Below are 16,084 nucleotides of genomic sequence, written 5' to 3'. Positions count from 1 at the left end.
GCCCAGGACATCGGCGGACCCATGGCCATCAATCCCGTCATCTGGTTTGAGCTCTACGTCGACGACATGGCCCGGGCCCGGGCCTTCTACGAAACCGTGTTTCAGCTGACGATGGAGCCCCTGCCCGATGCGGGCATGGAGTACGTCACCTTCCCGATGCAGGACGACCGGGTGGGGGCCGGCGGGGCCCTGGCCAAGATGGAGGGCATGGCCCCGGGCGGTGGTGGCGGCACCCTGATCTATTTCCACTGCGACGACTGCGCCGTGGAGGAGAGCCGGGTGGCGGCCGCCGGCGGCACGGTGATCAAGCCGAAGATGTCGCTCGGTGCCTACGGCTTCATGAGCCTGGTGCTCGACACCGAGGGCAACACCATCGGGCTCCACTCCCAGGCGTGACCGCCACGGCCCCGGCACCGCGCTTTCGCTGGTGGCATGGCGCCGCGATCCTGGTGGCCGCCAATGCCGTCAGCTTCTGGCCGGCGGGGGTGCTGGGCGACGCCGCCTTCTACACCAGCTTTCGTCTGCCCCCCTACGCCCCGCCGGACTGGCTCTTAGCCCCCCTGTGGCTGGTGCTGAACATCACCTCCCTGGTGGCCCTGGCGCGGGTGGCCAACCTGGATAGGCCAGACGGCGCCGCATGGCGCCGGGGGCTGGTGCTGGTCTCGGAAGGGGTCGGCTGGCTGCTGTTCGCCGTGTTCACCACCTTCTTCTTCTGGCTGCACAGCCCGGTGCTGGCGGCGGCGGACACGGTGGCGGGTCTGCTGGTGGCGGGGGTGAGCGTGGCGGCGGCATCCCGCCTGGATCGGCCCGCCGCCGGACTGATCGGCCTGCGGCTGCTGTGGCTGCTGCTCGCCAGTGCCGTGGCGGCGAGCGTGGCCCTGCACAACATCGATCCGTTCCTATCCGCCGCCCCGGCGCCAGGTGTGGAAGCGCTCCAGTAGGGCCAGGGTGCGCTGGGGGGCGTGGGCCTTCTTCCAGCTTCCGGCGGCGTACTTGTTGGCTTCGGCGAAGGTGGGATAGGCATGGATCGCGCCCATCACCTTGCCCAGGCCCAGGTTCCATTTCATTGCCAGCACGAATTCAGCCAGCAGCTCCCCAGCCTGCTCCGCCACGATCGTCACCCCCAGGATCCTGTCCTTGCCGGGCACGGTCAGCACCTTGACGAAGCCGGTCTCGGCCGATTCGACGATGGCCCGATCCAGCTCGGCCAGGGGGAAACGGGTGACCTCGAAGGCCACCCCCTGGGCGGTGGCGTCGGTTTCGTTCAGCCCCACCCGGGCCACCTCCGGGTCGGTGAAGGTGGTGCGCGGGATCACGCGCCCGTCGACGGCTAAGCGCACAGGATCGAACAGCCCGTTCACGGCCGCATACCAGGCCTGATGGGCCGCCGTGTGGGTGAACTGCCAGGGGCCGGCGGCGTCGCCGGCGGCATGGATGTTGGGGTACAGAGTCTGGAGATAGGCGTCGGTGTCGATGGTGCGGCCGGTGGGGATGCCCAGGGCCTCGAGGCCGTGGCCCTCCAGCCGGGCCTGGCGCCCCACGGCGCAGAGCAGCTCGTCGGCCTCGAGCAGGAGGGAGGCGTCGCCCACCGCCAGGTGCACCTGCACACCACCGGAGGTGGCGGGCCCCACCCGCTCCACCCGGCAACCGGTGTGGACCCGCACGCCGTCACGCTCCAGCGCCTCGCGCAGCAGCACCCCCACCTCGGGATCCTCCCGGGGCAGCAGGCGGTCGTTGCGCTGCAGCAGGGTCACCGGCAGGCCCAGCTGGGCCAGGGCCTGGGCCAGTTCGCAGCCCACCGGGCCGCCGCCCAGCACCACCAGGCTGGGTTTCGGGGAGCGGTGCTCGGCCAGGGCGTCCCAGAGGGTCTCGCTGGTGAGCACCCGCACCGTGTCGATGCCGGGCAGGGCCGGGATCACCGGCGCGGCGCCGGTGGCCAGCACGATGGCGCGGGCCGTGAGCACGGTCTCGCTGCCATCGGCGGCGGTGATCGCCACCGCCCAGGGGCTGAGCAGGCGGGCCTGGCCGAGACGCACGTCCACCCCGAGGGCTGTGTAGCGCTCGACGCTGTCGTGGGGGGCGACAGCCGCCACCTTCTGCCGCACCCGCTCCAGCACCCGGCGCAGCTCCACCGGAGGCTCCTGGGGGGTCAGGCCGTAGCGGTCGGCATGGCGCAGGCGGGCGGCGAGGCGGGCCGAGCTGATCAGGGCCTTGCTGGGCACGCAGCCGGTGTTGAGGCAGTCGCCGCCCATGCGGTGCCGCTCCACCAGGGTGACCTTGGCCCGCACGGTGGCGGCGATGTAGGCGGTGACCAGGCCCGCCGCTCCGGCACCGATGACGATCAGGTTGCGATCGAAGTGGCGAGGGCGGGGCCAGGGGCGGTAGAGGCGCCAGAGCCGCCAGCGGCCCAGCAGCAGCTTCACGATCCAGGGCAGCAGTCCCAGCAGGGCGAAGGAGGCCAGCAGGGCGGGCGAGAGGAGACCCGTGAGGCTGGTGAGCTGGCCCAGCTGGGTGCCGGCATTCACATACACCAGGGTGGCCGGCAGCATGCCCAGCTGGGAGACGAGGGCGAAGGGCAGCAGGGGCATGGGGGTGAGACCCATCAGCAGATTCACCAGGACGAAGGGCACCGCCGGCACCAGCCGCAGGCTGAGCAGGTAGGCGATACCGTCGCGGCGGACGCCCGCCTCGATCGGCCCCAGACGCTGGCCGAACCGGCGCCGCACCGGCTCCCGCAGCAGGGTGCGGGCCAGCAGGCAGGCCGCCGTGGCCCCCAGGGTGGAGCCGATCGACACCAGCACCGTGCCCTGGAGCAGGCCGAAGATGGCGCCCCCTGCCAGCGTGAGCACGGTGGCGCCCGGCAGGGACAGGCCCGTAACCAGCACGTAGACGGCCACGAAGGCGGCGGCGCTGACCAGCGGTGACCCCTGCCGCCAGGCCATGAGCTGCTCGCGGGAGGCCTGCAGCGCGGCGAGATCGAGCCGGTGCTGCCAACCCTGGCTGAAGAACAGGATCACCCCGGCCAGGAGCAGGACAATCAACAGAAGCCGCACCACGGACGCGCCGGGTTGGTTCTGCTGGGCTGGGGAACTCATGGTTGGCTCACCTGGGATGGCCGGCTCCCCTGGGGCTGGACGGGCGGGGGGCGCTGGACCACCGGCGCCGCGGCGGCCAGGAGCACGGCACGGTCGCCGTTGACGGGCGGAACGATGCGCTCCCCATTGATGAGCCGCTTGGTGCGCTTGGCGCTCTCCCCGGTGGCGACGACCCGGCGCTCCCAGCCTTCGGTGTAGAGGGCCCCCCAGGGGCCCAGATCGAGGATGGTGGTGTACCAGTCGATCCGCAGCGGCAGCACCGGCAGGCCCAGCAGATCACAGACCGCGTTGTGGCCGGCGAACCGGCCCATGGGACGGCTGTGCTGGCAGGACATGACCGTGGTGTGGCCGTCCTCCAGGACGAGACGGGCGCTGTCACCGGCGGCGAACACGCCATTCAGCCCCGCGACCCGCAGATCGGCATCGACCGGCAGCCGGCCGAGGGCATCGGTGGGCACGCCGAAGCCGGCGGTGAGAGGGCTGGCGCGCATCCCAGCACACCAGATCACCGTCTGTGTGGCGATGACCTCGCCGGAGTCGAAGCGGATCTGGCTGCCGTCCAGGGACATCACCCGGACGCCAAGGCGGCACTCCACCCCCAGGGCCGCCAGGGCCGCCTCGATCACGGGCCGGGCCGAGTCGCCCATGTCGGAGCCCACCCGGGGGTTGTGGTCCACCAGCAATACCCGAACCGCTCCAGCCAGACCAGCACGCTCCTGGACCCCCTGCAGCCGGGCCGGCAGCTCGCAGGCGGTCTCGATCCCGGTCAGACCGGCCCCCACCACCACAGCCGTAAACCGACCGGCGCCATCGGTGTGCTTTGCCAGGGCCTCCAGGTGCCCCGCCAGCCGGGAGGCGCCGCCGTAGGTGTCGACATCGAAGCCGTGCTCGGCCAGGCCGGGGACCGGAGGGCGCAGCAACTGGCTGCCCAGGGCGAAGACCAGCCGGTCGTAGGCAAGGGTCTGGGTTCCGGCGGCCGTGTCGACGGTGACGGCGCCGGCGGCCGGATCGATGGAGCCGACCTCCCCCACCAGCCAGCGGACCCTGGCAGGCCCCAGCACCACCTCCAGGGGAACCCTGAGCGGAGACAGGTCAGCCTCGTAGTTGCGCACGCGGAGGCCATGGAAGGCATCGCGGTTGACCAGCAGCACCTCGATGGCGTCGGGGCCGAGGCCAAGCTGATCCAGCTGGCGGGCAGCGGCAAGGGCACTCCAGAGCCCGGCAAAGCCGCCGCCGAGCACCAGGATTCTCTGGGCTCCCATCAAGTGTCTGCGGCAAGCGACTCAGGACTCACCGGATTCGATCAGGCGAATCACACAATAACTGAGACGGGACAGATTCGTGTGGATCTGCACAATTCCGTTCACGCTGCTGCAGATGGAAAAACAGAAGCCGATTAAAGTTGATCAAAACGGTCTGGAAGGATCTACATCCTCCTGCAAAAGGTCCCGATCAGCCGCTCTGCCTACGCTCTTCCAGGCACCCCATGAACCAGACAATTGAGCATGGACGAGAAGTCTTGGTCCTGGGACGTCCAGCCAGCCAGGGGCGATGGCTCCTGATCCCCCTGGGAATGGTGATCCTGCTGTGCCTGGGAAGTGTGTACTCCTGGAGCATCTTCAGGACCCCACTGGAGCAGGAGCTGGGGATCAGCGCAACGGAGAGTTTGCTGCCGTTCACCTTCGTCCTGGTGTTCTATGCGGCATTGATGCCTGTAACGGGATTTTATCTTCCTCGCCTCGGCACCCGCCTGACGACGGTCATCGGTGGCTTCATCGTTGGGCTTGGCTACATTCTCTCAAGTTATGCCACCCATGGGGCTGGTCTCGTCATCACCTACGGGATGATCGGAGGGACCGGAATAGGGATTGTTTATGGTGTCCCGATCCTGGTGGTCTCTCGATGGTTTCCTGACAAGAAAGGCCTGGCTGTGGGACTGACGATCATCGGCTTTGGACTCTCACCCCTGATCACGGCTCCAGTCGCCAACCACCTGATCGAAGCCTATACGGTCAGGCCCACACTGCGTGTGCTTGGTGTGGCGATGATCACCCTCATCAGCGCCATTTCATTCACGATGAAATTGCCTCCCAAAGACTGGAGCCCCCAGCCCAATCGAAGCAGCTGCACTCCAATCCTCACTGGTTCGTCGCCCACGAACATCTTTCAATGCAGATCATTCTATGGGTTGTGGATCTGTTATGCCATTGGAACCCTGCTGGGCTTGAGTGCAATCGGAATTTCCAGTTCGGTCGGTGAGGAATTGATCGCTATCCAACCAGCCGTAGCCGCCAGCAGCATGGCACTCTTCGCCCTGTTCAACGGCGTCAGCCGTCCGCTGTTTGGCTGGTTGAGTGATCGCTTCAAGCCAAGTCACATCGCCATTTTCTCCTACACTCTGAGCTTGATCGCATGCCTTCTGATGCTCAGTGCGGGCCAAGGAGATTTTGGCAACTACCTTGTTGCCTTCAGCCTGTTCTGGTTCTGCCTTGGCGGCTGGCTGGCGATGGCTCCCACCATCACCCTGCGCTTCTTTTCTCCTGATCATTATGCCCAGAATTACGGGATCGTGTTCACGGCCTACGGCGCTGGAGCCCTGATTGGAACGCTGGTCACAGGACGCATCCGCGATTGGTTTGGCAACTACAACGCCGTGTTCGTTCCCCTGGCGATCCTCACCGTGCTGGGGATGGTCACCGCCCATGGCTTATTGAAGCGCGAGCGGAGGCCTACCGCCCCCGGCACCGAACCCTGAAGCTCGGCCATCGGGATGAAAGAACACATCAGCAGCCCAGAGCGGCCTTATCCCGGTGATGTCTTCCCATAGCGAGATTGGCTGTCTCAGACCGATCCCCGAAGACGGTCTGGCGATGCGGATCACGGCGGCCAGGTTCAGACCCTCCACTCCCTGTCGGCAGCCTTCGCGAATGAAGCGCAACGGACTCAGGACTTGATGGCGGCCCGGCAGATGCGCTGGGCCGCTTCCCGCCCACCGAAAAGGTTGCGGGCCGCCGGGCCCAGCTGCAGGGCCGCCAGTCCCCCCATCAGGTGCACCCGGGTGCCCGGCCAGCACAGATCGCCGCTGAGCACAGGCCAGTCGTCGACCAGCGCCAAGGGCCGCTGCGCCTGAAGCTGGCGCAGCAGCGGCTGGTGGCTCACCCCCTGGTGATGGCCCGTGGCCAGCCAGAGCCGGTCGGCACAATGCCGGCTGCCATCACGACAGTGCAACAGCCACTGGCCCTGGACCCACTGGGCCGAGGCGATCTGACACCCCTCGTTCAACTGCAGGTGCCCACGCGCACGGGCTTGCTGCAGCTGGCCGGCCAGCTGGGGTGTGACCGATCCCCCATCGCGGGCCTCCAGCACCTGCTGACGGCGCCGGTGCCAACAGGGCTCGGCCCGGAAGTCCTTGAGGTACCGGGGCCCCAGCCAGCCTGGATCGGCATCGAAGGCCTTGCATCGCAGCTCCCGCCGACAGAACAGGCTGACCCGGGCGCCACGGCGGAGGGCACCCAGGGCCAGGTGGGCGCTGGTGAGGCCACCGCCCACGATGACCAGGTGCTGGCCCGTCAGTCCATGGCAGGCAGCCAGGTCGAGGGCCTGGCTGTGCTGCAGGGCTTCGGGCGGGTGGGGACCGGCGATCGCCCCGACCCAGCCCGGCAGCACCGGAGCGTCGGCGCCCGTGGCGATCACCAGCCGCTGCGCCGCCACTACGGACCCGTCGCTGAGGGTCAGTTCGATGGCGGCGTCCCCACTGGGCGGCAGCCGGATCTCCTCCGCGGCGGCGGCCTGCACCCGACCCGTCAGCTGGAAGTCGGCCACGACGCTGCGGCAGAAATCGGCGAACAACGCCGTGTGGGGTAGGCCGTAGGGGCCCTCCAGCTCCCCAAGGCGCTGGCTCTCCTGGGCGAAGCGGCGCAGGGCATGGGGATTGGGATGGGGATGGTGGGGCGAAGGCGACCGCAGCCAGGGGATCTCATAGCGGCCCATCTGGGACTGCCAGTGGGCCAGCCAGGTGCCACTGGGGTCGAGCACCCGCAGGCGCCGGCGCCACTGGGGCCGTTTCTGCAGCAGCAGGCAGCTGAGGCTGAGGGCCTGGGGACCGGCCCCGGCAATCACCAGCTCAGCCATGGCGGTCGCGGGCGGCCCGCGACAGCGGAGACAGGGGCCCCAGCGGGGAGGTCAGGCCGTGACGAGCGATGGCGGGACAGGGCAGAATGACAACCATTCTCACATGATTCACGCCTGTCGCCCGGCCCGGCGCTCCAGCCGGGGCCACCGACCCCTGGGAGATCGACACAGCCGAACTGTTCCCCCGTCTGGTGGACAAGGCGCAGGAAAACTGGGCTCTGGAGAACAACATCTTCAACCTGGGCTACCGGGCCTATGTGGGCAAACCCTGCGGGCAGAAGACGAACGTCCTCACCTGGGTCAGGGATCTGGCCAATGGCAGCTACAAGCTCCCCTGGGACGAAAAGATCAGGATCCGGGACGGCTGGACGTACGCCCCCAAGGGCGTCAAGCTGGGTTCGATCAGCCAGGCAGGGCTGCCCGGCTAAGCGGCCCAGGTAGGCCCCTCAGGCCCCTGCCGCCACCAGCCCCGAGTGCCGGATCAGGGCCTCCGGGCTAGGGGGCCGGCCCCGGAAGGTCTCGAACACCTCGCCGGGATGGCGGCTGCCGCCGAGGCTGAGCACCGTCTCGCGGAAGCGGCGGCCGGTGGCCCGGATCGCCGCCTCGTTCTCCAGTCCCACCTCCTCAAAGGCGCTGAAGGCATCGGCGCTGAGCACCTCGGCCCACTTGTAGGAGTAGTAGCCGGCGGAATAGCCGCCGGCGAAGATGTGGCCGAAGGAGCAGAGGAAGGCGTCCTCCTCGATCGGCTCCAGCACCGTGGTGGTGACGGCGATCTCCCGGCGCAGCTGCTCCGGTGTCCGGCCGCATTCCGGCGTCCACTGGCTGTGGAGCCGCAGGTCGGTGAGGGCGAAGTGCACCTGGCGCAGGGTGGCCGCACCGCCCATGAAGGTACGGGCGGCCTGGAGTTTGGCGAACTCCGCCTCCGGCAGCGGTTCGCCGCTCTGCCAGTGGCGCGCCATGCCCATCAGGGTGGCGTGGTCGTAGCACCAGTTCTCCATGAACTGGCTGGGCAGCTCCACGGCATCCCATTCCACGTTGTTGATGCCGGCCGCCTGGGGACGCTCCACCGTGGTGAGCATGTGCTGCAGGCCATGGCCGAACTCGTGGAAGAGGGTCTCCACCTCCTCGAAGGTCATCAGGCTGGGGGTATCCCCCACCGGCGGGCTCTGGTTGCACACCAGATAGGCCACGGGCAGCACGGGCGCACCAGCTCGGTCCACCGAGCGCACCAGGCATTCATCCATCCAGGCGCCGCCTCGCTTGCTGCCCGGCCGGCTGTAGGGATCCAGGTAGAAAGCCGCCAGGGGCTCGCCGCTGCCGGCGTCATCGACGCGGAAGAAACGTACGTCCGGATGCCAGACAGGCGCCTCGCCATCGGCCGGGTGGATACGGATGCCGAAGAGGCGGTCGCAGAGCCCAAACAGGCCATCAAGCACCCGGGGCAGGGGGAACCAGGGCCGCAGGGCCTCGCTGTCGAGATCGAAGGCCTCCTGGCGCCGCACCTCCGCCCAGAAACTGACATCCCAGGGCTTCAGGTCCTCCGCTTCGGCGGCCCCCTCGCGGGCGGCGCAGGCGCGCAGCTCCTCCAGCTCCTGGAGGGCCACCGGATAGGCGGCGGCACGCAGATCCTCCAGCAGGGCCTCCACCTCCTCCACCGAGCCGGCCATCTTCGCGGCCAGGCTCACCTCGGCCCAGGACCCGTAGCCCAGGCGCTGGGCCTGCTCGCGGCGCAGGGTGAGGATCCGCTCGATCGCCGGCCAGTTGCCGTCGGTCTTGCCCGAGGCCCGGCTCACATGGGCCTTATAGGCGATCTCACGCAGGTCGCGGCGACGGCTGTACTTCAGGAACGGGCCGAAGCGGGGCATGTCGAGCCCCAGCAGCCAGGGCCCCTCGGCGGCCGTGGCCTCACCATCCCCGGCCTCGCGGGCGGCCTGGGCCAGCTGCTCCTTGAGGCTCTCGGGCAACCCCTCCACCTCGGCCGGTTCGCTGAGCCGCAGGGTCCAGGTGTTGGTGGCATCCAACACTCGGTTGCCGAACGCGGTGGCCAGCTCGGCCAGCTCCTGGCTGGCGGCGTTGAAAGCCTCCTGGGCCTCCCCTTCCAGGCCCACGCCCCGCAGTTCCATGTCGCGCAGTTCGGCCGTCAGGATCCGCTCCTGGGTGGCATCGAGTCCGCCCTGGGCCTGGAGGCTGCGCAGGGCCTCGAACAGCACCCGGCTCTGGCCGGCCCGGTTGCCGAAGGCCACCACCGCCGCCTGCTGGCTGGCATGGGCCTCCCGCAGTTCCGGGCTGTTGCAGACACCGTTGAGGTGGCTGACCACCCCCCAGCTCCAGCGCAGCCGCTCACCCAGCCGGTGCAGGGGATCCATCACCTCCGCCCAGCCCAGGGGCCTGGCCTCCGCGCAGGCCGCCGCCAGATCCGCCTCCAGCCGATCGAGCTCCGCCTGGAGCGTGCTCAGCAGCGCTGGGATATGGGCCACCACCTGGTCGGGGGTGATGGCCTCGAAGCGGGGCAGGCCCTCGCCGGCCAGCAGGGCAGGGGGGCTCTGGAGGGTGGTGGTCATCGCCGGGATGCCGCTTCGATGGAAGAACCCATTTCAGCCCACCGGGGCGCCGGGCGGCGGCTCAGCCGAGGGCGGCCATCCGTCCCAGGGCCACGGCCCCGGTGCCGGCCAGCTCGGCGGCCAGACAATTGGTACTGGCCTCGTAGAGATCGATCGCCACCCGCGGCCAGAAACCGATCACCAGGGTGGGCACCAGCAGGGTGAGTCCGATCAGAAGCTCCCGGGGCTTCATGTCGCCCACCACCGCCAGGGCCGGGATCCGGGGACCGAAGAACACCCGGCGGCAGAGGGAGAGCAGGTACACCGGGGTGAGCACCAGGCCGATGGCGGCCAGCACGATCGTGATCACCCGGAAGCCGACCGTGAAGCCCTCGTACGAGGTGACCCCGAGGAACACGGTGATCTCGCTGATGAAGCCGCTCATCCCCGGCAGGGCCAGGGAGGCCAGGGAGCTGGCCAGGAAGAAGGCGAAGGTGATCGGCAGGACCTTGGCCAGACCGCCCATGTTGGGGATCGAGAGGGTCTCGGTGCGCTCGTAGAAGACGCCGGTGACGAAGAACATCGCCGCGGCGATCAGCCCGTGGCTGATCATCTGCAGCATGGCGCCGCTCATGCCAAGGGCGTCGACGGCGCCGATGCCCAGCAGCACGAAGCCCATGTGGCTGACGGAACTGCAGGCGATGCGGCGCTTGACGTTGTCCTGGGCGAAGGCGTTGAGGGCGCCATAGACGATGTTGATGATGCCCAGAACGATCAGGGCCGGGGCCAGACGCAGATGCACCTCCGGCAGCATCTGAACGTTGAAGCGCAGCAGGGCGTAGCCCCCCATCTTGAGCAGCACCCCCGCCAGCAGCATCGACACCGGCGCATTGGCCTCGCCGTGGGCATCGGGCAGCCAGGTGTGCAGGGGGAACATCGGCAGCTTCACCCCGAAGCCCACCAGGAAGCCCAGGTAGCAGAGCAGGCCGAAGGTGCCGCCGGGGGAGCGGGCCGCCAGTTCGCTGAGGTTGAGGGTGAAGGTGTCGCCGGAGAGGGCCAGGGCCAGGCCGCTGATCAGGATCAGCAGCGAGGCCGTGGCCGTGTAGAGGATGAACTTGGTGGCGGCGTACTGGCGCTGCTTGCCGCCCCAGATGGCGATCAGCAGGTAGACCGGCACCAGCTCCAGTTCCCAGGCCAGGAAGAACAGCAGGAAATCCTGGGAGAGGAAGACCAGGCTCTGGGCCGTGGCCTGCACCAGCAGGAGGGCGAAATAGAGGCGGGTCTTGAGGCGGATGTTCCAGCTGGCCGCCACCGACAGCAGGGTGACCAGGCCGCTGAGCACCACCAGGGGGGCGGACAGTCCATCGGCGGCGAGGGACCATTCCAGGCCCAGGGCCGGCACCCAGGCCACCCGCTGCAGGCCGCCGAGTCCGGCGTCGAAATGGCGGGCGAAGACCCAGAGGATCAGGGCCAGATCCACGCCGAGCACCCCAAGGGCCAGGGTGCGGGGGAGGCGGGGGTCGCTGCCGTCACCGGGCAGCAGGGGCATCACCAGGGCGGCGGTGGCTGGCAGCAGCACGATCAGGCTGAGCCACGGAAAGCCGGCCTCGGTGAGTCCGGAAGGAAGCGATGAGGACGCGAGCGAAAGAGGGAGGCTGGCGTCCATCACGGTGGGGTGCTCCAGGCAGGAAGTATGACGGGAGACGCTGCCGCGTCGGGACGGTGTCCCCGGGCGGCAGAGCCTATCAACTGGGTAGTTCTACTCACCAAGCACGGCCTGTGGTCGGCTCCCCTCCGGCAGGGTGGCCCAGGTGCTGCCGCCCTCCTGGAGTCCCAGCACGGCGCTGTGGCTGCTCACCCCTTCCGCCAGCCAGGCGTGGGTCATGGCCTCACCCACCGCCGCCGCCCGCTCCTCGGGGGCGAGGGCCAGCAGGCTGGGCCCGGCGCCGCTGATCACGCAGCCCCAGGCCCCGACACCGATGGCCGCCTCCCGGACGGCCCTCCCCCCTTGGATCAGTCCCCAGCGGTAGGGCTCGTGGATGCGGTCGTGCATGCCATCGGCGATCAGATCGCCGTTGCCCGTGCGCAGCCCCTGCAGCAGCAGGGTCAGCGCCCCCAGATTCATCACCGCGTCGCTGATCGGGATGCTGCGCGGCATGGCACGGCGCGCCTCACTCGTGCTCAGCCGGATCGTGGGGATCGCCACCACGGCCTTGACGGCAGGGTTCCACTCGCAGCGCACCACCCGCCAGCGGTGGGAGGCGGCCCGGGCCGTCAGGCACAGCCCGCCGAGCAGGGAAGGAACGACATTGTCGGGATGGCCCTCGATGTCGATGGCCAGCTCCAGGAGCTTCTCGCGGCTGAGGGGCTCCCCCACCAGGGCATTGGCGCCGATCAGACCCGCCACGATGGCGGTGGCGCTGCTGCCCAGACCCCTGGCCGGGGGCACCGCCAGCTGCACGCGCGCCTCCAGGGCCACCGCCTCCACCCCCACCTCCCGCCAGACCCGCTGGGCCGAGCGGTAGACGAGGTTGTCGGGGCCGCCGCGCAGGTGGGCCCCCTCGGGGCCCTCGATGATCAGCTCGAACCGCTCACCGCCCCCCTCGATCACCCGCAGCTCGAAGCGGTTGCCGAGATCCAGCGCGGCGCCGAGGCAATCGAAACCAGGGCCGATGTTGGCGGTGGTGGCGGGAACCGCCACCACCACCCCCTGGCCGATCTGGGGCCGGACCATACGTGTTCTGTCGTTGGGCACAGTGTTGCAGCCGGACCCTGTGGGGCCTGCCGGGCTCAGCCCAGCAGCATCCGGGCCCGGCAGGCGGCGCTGAAGGTGCCGACGCCCGGATCCACCACGGCCGTGATGGGCATCGGCTCCAGGGTGGAGCGCAGCCGGCCCTTGTTGAGAAACGGGCCGAGGAAGGCGTCCGAGCGCAGACCCGCCAGCAGCTTGGCCGCCGTGCCCCCCGCCAGCCACAGTCCGCCGCGACTCAGGCAGGCCAGGGCCAGGTCCCCGCAGACGCTGCCGTAGGCAGCGAGCCAGAGCGCCAGGGCCTCGGCCGCCAGGGGGTCACCGGCGGCGGCGGCCAGGGCCACCGCCGCCGGCAGGTCGGCGCGGTCGGGCCCATCGCCGGCCTCCCACCAGAGCCGGGCCGGGCCGCTGAGGGGATGGTCGCCGCCGGGGTGGCGCCGTTCAAGCAGCCAGCGGGCCACGTGGCCCAGGCCGGTGCCGCTCACCACCCGCTCGATCGAGATCCGCTCCAGGGCCAGATCGGCCCTGAGCCACTGCTTGAGATCCCATTCGGCCGCCGAACGGGGGGCGAACTCCCCGTGGGCCGCCTCGCTCGGAAGGGCCCGCAGGCCTCCGGCGGTGGGCAGGCCCATGGCCACCCCCAGGCCGGTGCCGGCCCCCAGCACCAACAACGGGGCGTGCGGATCCCGCTGGCCCTGGCGCACCGGCTCGGTCTGGTCGGCATCAAGATGGGGCAGGCCGTAGATCAGCACGGCGAAATCGTTGACCAGCTCCACCAGCGGCAGGCCGCAGCCACGGGCCAGCTCGGCGGTGTCGAGCACCCAGGGGAGATTGGTGAGCTGGGCCCGTCCCCCCTCCACCGGACCAGCCACCGCGAAGCAGGCGGCCGCCGGAACGCCGCCGGCCACCGGCCCGGCAGCGGCCAGAAAGTGGCGCACCATGGGGGCCAGGTCCGGCCAGTCCGCCGAGACGAACCGCTCCTCCAGCACCAGCTCGGGTCGCTCCCCGCCCGGCCGCCAGAGGCTGAGCAGGGTCTTGGTGCCGCCGATGTCGCCCGCCAGCAGGAGGCTCATGCCAGCGCCAGGGTGGCCAGCCGGCCGGCATTGGCCGCCGCTGCGGCGGCCACCAGGGCGTCGGCGGCCACGCTGCCCAGATCGCCCTGGCGGCGGCTGCGCAGGCTGACCGTACGGGTTTCGGCCTCCCGTGCACCGATCACCCCCAGCACCGGAATCTTCATCTGCTCGCCGTTGCGGATCAGCTTGCCGAGCCGGTCACCGCTGTGGTCGATGCCGACACGGATGCCGGCGGCCGCCAGCAGGCCCCGGAGCTCTTCGGCCCAGGGGAGGGCGTCATCGGTGACGGGCAGCAGCCGAACCTGCTCGGGGGCGAGCCAGAAGGGGAAATCACCGGCGTAGTTCTCCACCATCACGCCGAAGAAGCGCTCCAGGGAGCCGAAGATGGCGCGGTGGATCATGATCGGCCGGCATCGGCTGCCGTCGGCGGCCACGTAGTGGAGATCGAAGCGTTCCGGCAGGTTGAAATCGAGCTGGATCGTCGAGCACTGCCACAGCCGGCCGATCGCATCCTCGATCTTGAGGTCAATCTTGGGTCCGTAGAAGGCACCACCCCCCTCGTCGACCTTGTAAGCCCAGCCCTTGCGCTCCAAGGCCTCCACCAGGCCGGCGGTGGCCAGGTCCCACACCGCGTCCTCGCCGATCGACTTCTCGGGGCGGGTGGAGAGATGGATCTCGTAGCTGCGGAAATCGAAGGTGGAGAGGATGCGCTCGGTGAGGTTGAGCACCCGCAGGATCTCATCGGAGATCTGCTCCGGCAGGCAGAACACGTGGGCGTCGTCCTGGGTGAAGCCCCGCACCCGCATCAGCCCGTGCATCACCCCCGGCCGCTCATAGCGGTAGACGGTGCCGAGCTCGGCCCAGCGGATCGGCAGCTCCCGGTAGGAGCGCAGCCGGCTGGCGAAGGTGAGCACGTGGAACGGGCAGTTCATCGGCTTGAGCTGGTACTGCCGCTCGTCCACCGCCATCGGGCCGAACATGCTCTCGCTGTAGAAGTCGAGGTGGCCCGAGGTCTTCCAGAGGCTGAGGTCGGCCACATGGGGGGTGTAGAGGAGCTCATAGCCGTCCTCGAAATGGGCCGCCCGCCAGAAGTCCTCAATCAGCAGCCGCATGCGGGCGCCGCGGGGGTGCCAGAACACCAGCCCGGCGCCGGCTTCCTCCTCGATGGAAAACAGATCCAGGTCGGTGCCCAGCCGGCGGTGGTCGCGGCGCAGGGCCTCCTGCTTGCGCCGCTGGTACTCGGCCAGCTGCTCGGGCGTCTCCCAGGCGGTGCCGTAGATGCGCTGCAGCTGGGCGCGCTTCTCATCACCACGCCAGTAGGCCCCGGCCACGCTTTCGAGGGCGAAGGCCTTGGGGTGGAGCTCGCCGGTGTGGGCCACGTGGGGGCCGGCGCAGAGGTCCCACCACTGGTCGCCCAGGGTGTAGAGGGTGATCGGCTCGCTGAGCCCCTCCAGGATCTCCAGCTTGTAGGGCTCGTTCTGGGCCCGGATCCGCCGCTCCGCCTCCTCGCGGCTCACCTCGATGCGCTCCAGGGGCAGCTTGCGGGCAATGATCTTGCCCATCTCCTTCTGGATGGCCTTGAGATCGGCGTCGGTGAAGGGTTCGGGGTTGTCGAAGTCGTAGTAGAAGCCGCTCTCGGTCCAGGGACCGATGGTGACCTGCGCCCGGGGGAAGAGCTTCTGCACGGCCATGGCGAGCACGTGGCTCATCGAGTGGCGGATCCGCAGCAGCTGGGGGCTCTCGCTCGTCTTCGGCAGCACGATGGCGGCCGCCTCGGAGGGGGCGTCGCCGGGAGCGACGGGGCTGGAGGCCGGTGGCACCGGCGAAGGGGGCGCGGACGTCATGGAGGCAACCTGTTGAAGGCATGGTATCCAGGCCCACCGGTGCGCCCCCGGCCGGCGCCGCCGCCGGAGGCCGGAGCCGCCATCGATCGGGCCTAGGTTGGAGAAGCTGAGCACCGTGATGGCCGCCCGACCCACGCCAGGACCCGTCCAGAGCGCAGTGCAGCGACCGGCCCCCGGCGGCCCGGAGGGGCCGGGTCTGAACCGGGCCGCCGAGCGGCGCAGCGTCGCCCTCAGCTACCTGCTGTGGTGCACGTGCCTGGTGGGGCTGTGTGGCCTGCCGCGCTTCTACAACCGCAAGCCCCTGAGCGGCACCCTCTGGCTGCTCACCTTCGGGCTCTGCGGCATCGGCCAGCTGCTGGATCTGGTGCTGCTGCCCGACATGGTGCGCCAGGCCAACCAGTCGCTGCTGCTGGAGGAGGCCCTGGCGGGCCGGGACACGGCGGCCTACCCGCCGATCGAGCGCCAGCTGCTCCAGCTGGCCCGCCGGACCGGCAAGGCCGGTTTCACCCTCAACGACGCCCTGCTGGAGCTCCAGCTGCCCCCCCAGGCCAACAGCAGTGTGGTCAGCGCCGAGATCGAGCGGCTGCTGCTCAACCACCTGCTGGACGTGGGCAACGACGAACGGGGCCGGGTGGTCTACCGGGAGCCGTGA

Annotated in this window: 13 protein-coding genes; 5 read left to right on the top strand and 8 right to left on the bottom strand. The window is 69.6% G+C overall.

All coding sequences use genetic code 11. The features are described 5' to 3' along the window. The first annotated feature begins 21 nt into the window (after positions 1-21). Both CYAGR_RS01800 and CYAGR_RS01795 read left to right on the top strand, forming a co-directional pair. Positions 22-396 (top strand): VOC family protein, encoded by a 375-nt coding sequence (locus CYAGR_RS01800; protein ID WP_015108050.1) that lies wholly within the window; start codon positions 22-24, stop codon positions 394-396. After that, positions 393-941, top strand: coding sequence for a TspO/MBR family protein (locus CYAGR_RS01795; RefSeq protein ID WP_015108049.1), 549 nt, complete (start codon positions 393-395; stop codon positions 939-941). The genes CYAGR_RS01800 and CYAGR_RS01795 overlap by 4 nt, the downstream gene beginning before the upstream one ends. On the opposite strand, the gene CYAGR_RS01790 is transcribed toward CYAGR_RS01795, so the two are convergent. Together CYAGR_RS01790 and CYAGR_RS01785 are read right to left on the bottom strand one after the other, a co-directional pair. After that, positions 900-3,095, bottom strand: a complete 2,196-nt coding sequence (locus tag CYAGR_RS01790; protein WP_015108048.1) for an FAD-dependent oxidoreductase — start codon at positions 3,093-3,095, stop codon at positions 900-902. The two genes, CYAGR_RS01795 and CYAGR_RS01790, sit on opposite strands and share 42 nt — an antisense overlap. Next, positions 3,092-4,357 carry an NAD(P)/FAD-dependent oxidoreductase gene (locus CYAGR_RS01785; RefSeq protein WP_015108047.1) on the bottom strand — a complete coding sequence of 422 codons (1,266 nt, stop codon included), beginning with the start codon at positions 4,355-4,357 and terminating at the stop codon, positions 3,092-3,094. Before CYAGR_RS01785 ends, CYAGR_RS01790 begins: the two co-directional genes overlap by 4 nt. Positions 4,358-4,668: 311 nt before the next feature. Here CYAGR_RS01785 and CYAGR_RS01780 point away from each other — a divergent pair, with 311 nt between their 5' ends. Further along, positions 4,669-5,850, top strand: a complete 1,182-nt coding sequence (locus CYAGR_RS01780; RefSeq protein ID WP_245552578.1) for an L-lactate MFS transporter — start codon at positions 4,669-4,671, stop codon at positions 5,848-5,850. Between the two features lie 188 nt (positions 5,851-6,038). Here the strand turns inward: CYAGR_RS01780 and CYAGR_RS01775 are convergent, their stop codons facing one another. Beyond that, the gene (locus CYAGR_RS01775; protein ID WP_015108045.1) at positions 6,039-7,226 is read right to left on the bottom strand and encodes an FAD/NAD(P)-binding protein; all 1,188 of its coding nucleotides are present in this window, start codon (positions 7,224-7,226) and stop codon (positions 6,039-6,041) included. A gap of 191 nt (positions 7,227-7,417) precedes the next feature. On the opposite strand from CYAGR_RS01775, the gene CYAGR_RS01770 reads away from it, so the two are divergent. Further along, entirely contained in the window at positions 7,418-7,654 is a 237-nt protein-coding gene (locus CYAGR_RS01770; protein ID WP_043325316.1) for a hypothetical protein, read from the top strand. Positions 7,655-7,672: 18 nt separating this feature from the next. Here the strand turns inward: CYAGR_RS01770 and CYAGR_RS01765 are convergent, their stop codons facing one another. The 5 genes from CYAGR_RS01765 to thrS all read right to left on the bottom strand — a co-directional run bounded on the left by CYAGR_RS01765 (position 7,673) and on the right by thrS (position 15,432). Further along, entirely contained in the window at positions 7,673-9,787 is a 2,115-nt protein-coding gene (locus CYAGR_RS01765; RefSeq protein ID WP_015108044.1) for a M3 family metallopeptidase, read from the bottom strand. Between the two features lie 61 nt (positions 9,788-9,848). Continuing rightward, positions 9,849-11,432 (bottom strand): NAD(P)H-quinone oxidoreductase subunit 4, encoded by a 1,584-nt coding sequence (locus CYAGR_RS01760; protein ID WP_015108043.1) that lies wholly within the window; start codon positions 11,430-11,432, stop codon positions 9,849-9,851. 93 nt (positions 11,433-11,525) lie between these two features. Further along, the gene (gene thrB, locus CYAGR_RS01755; protein WP_015108042.1) at positions 11,526-12,500 is read right to left on the bottom strand and encodes a homoserine kinase; all 975 of its coding nucleotides are present in this window, start codon (positions 12,498-12,500) and stop codon (positions 11,526-11,528) included. Between the two features lie 56 nt (positions 12,501-12,556). Further along, entirely contained in the window at positions 12,557-13,588 is a 1,032-nt protein-coding gene (locus CYAGR_RS01750) for a glucokinase (RefSeq protein ID WP_015108041.1), read from the bottom strand. After that, positions 13,585-15,432, bottom strand: coding sequence for a threonine--tRNA ligase (gene thrS / locus CYAGR_RS01745; protein WP_015108040.1), 1,848 nt, complete (start codon positions 15,430-15,432; stop codon positions 13,585-13,587). The genes CYAGR_RS01750 and thrS overlap by 4 nt, the downstream gene beginning before the upstream one ends. Before the next feature lie 118 nt (positions 15,433-15,550). Here thrS and CYAGR_RS01740 point away from each other — a divergent pair, with 118 nt between their 5' ends. After that, complete coding sequence (locus CYAGR_RS01740; protein WP_083891419.1) at positions 15,551-16,084, top strand: TM2 domain-containing protein; 534 nt, start codon at positions 15,551-15,553, stop codon at positions 16,082-16,084.

It is taken from the genome of Cyanobium gracile PCC 6307 (assembly GCF_000316515.1).
Taxonomy (GTDB): Bacteria; Cyanobacteriota; Cyanobacteriia; order PCC-6307; family Cyanobiaceae; genus Cyanobium; species Cyanobium gracile.
The sequence above is the reverse complement of the archived record's forward strand: the minus strand, read 5'-3'. Positions and strand labels throughout refer to the sequence as shown.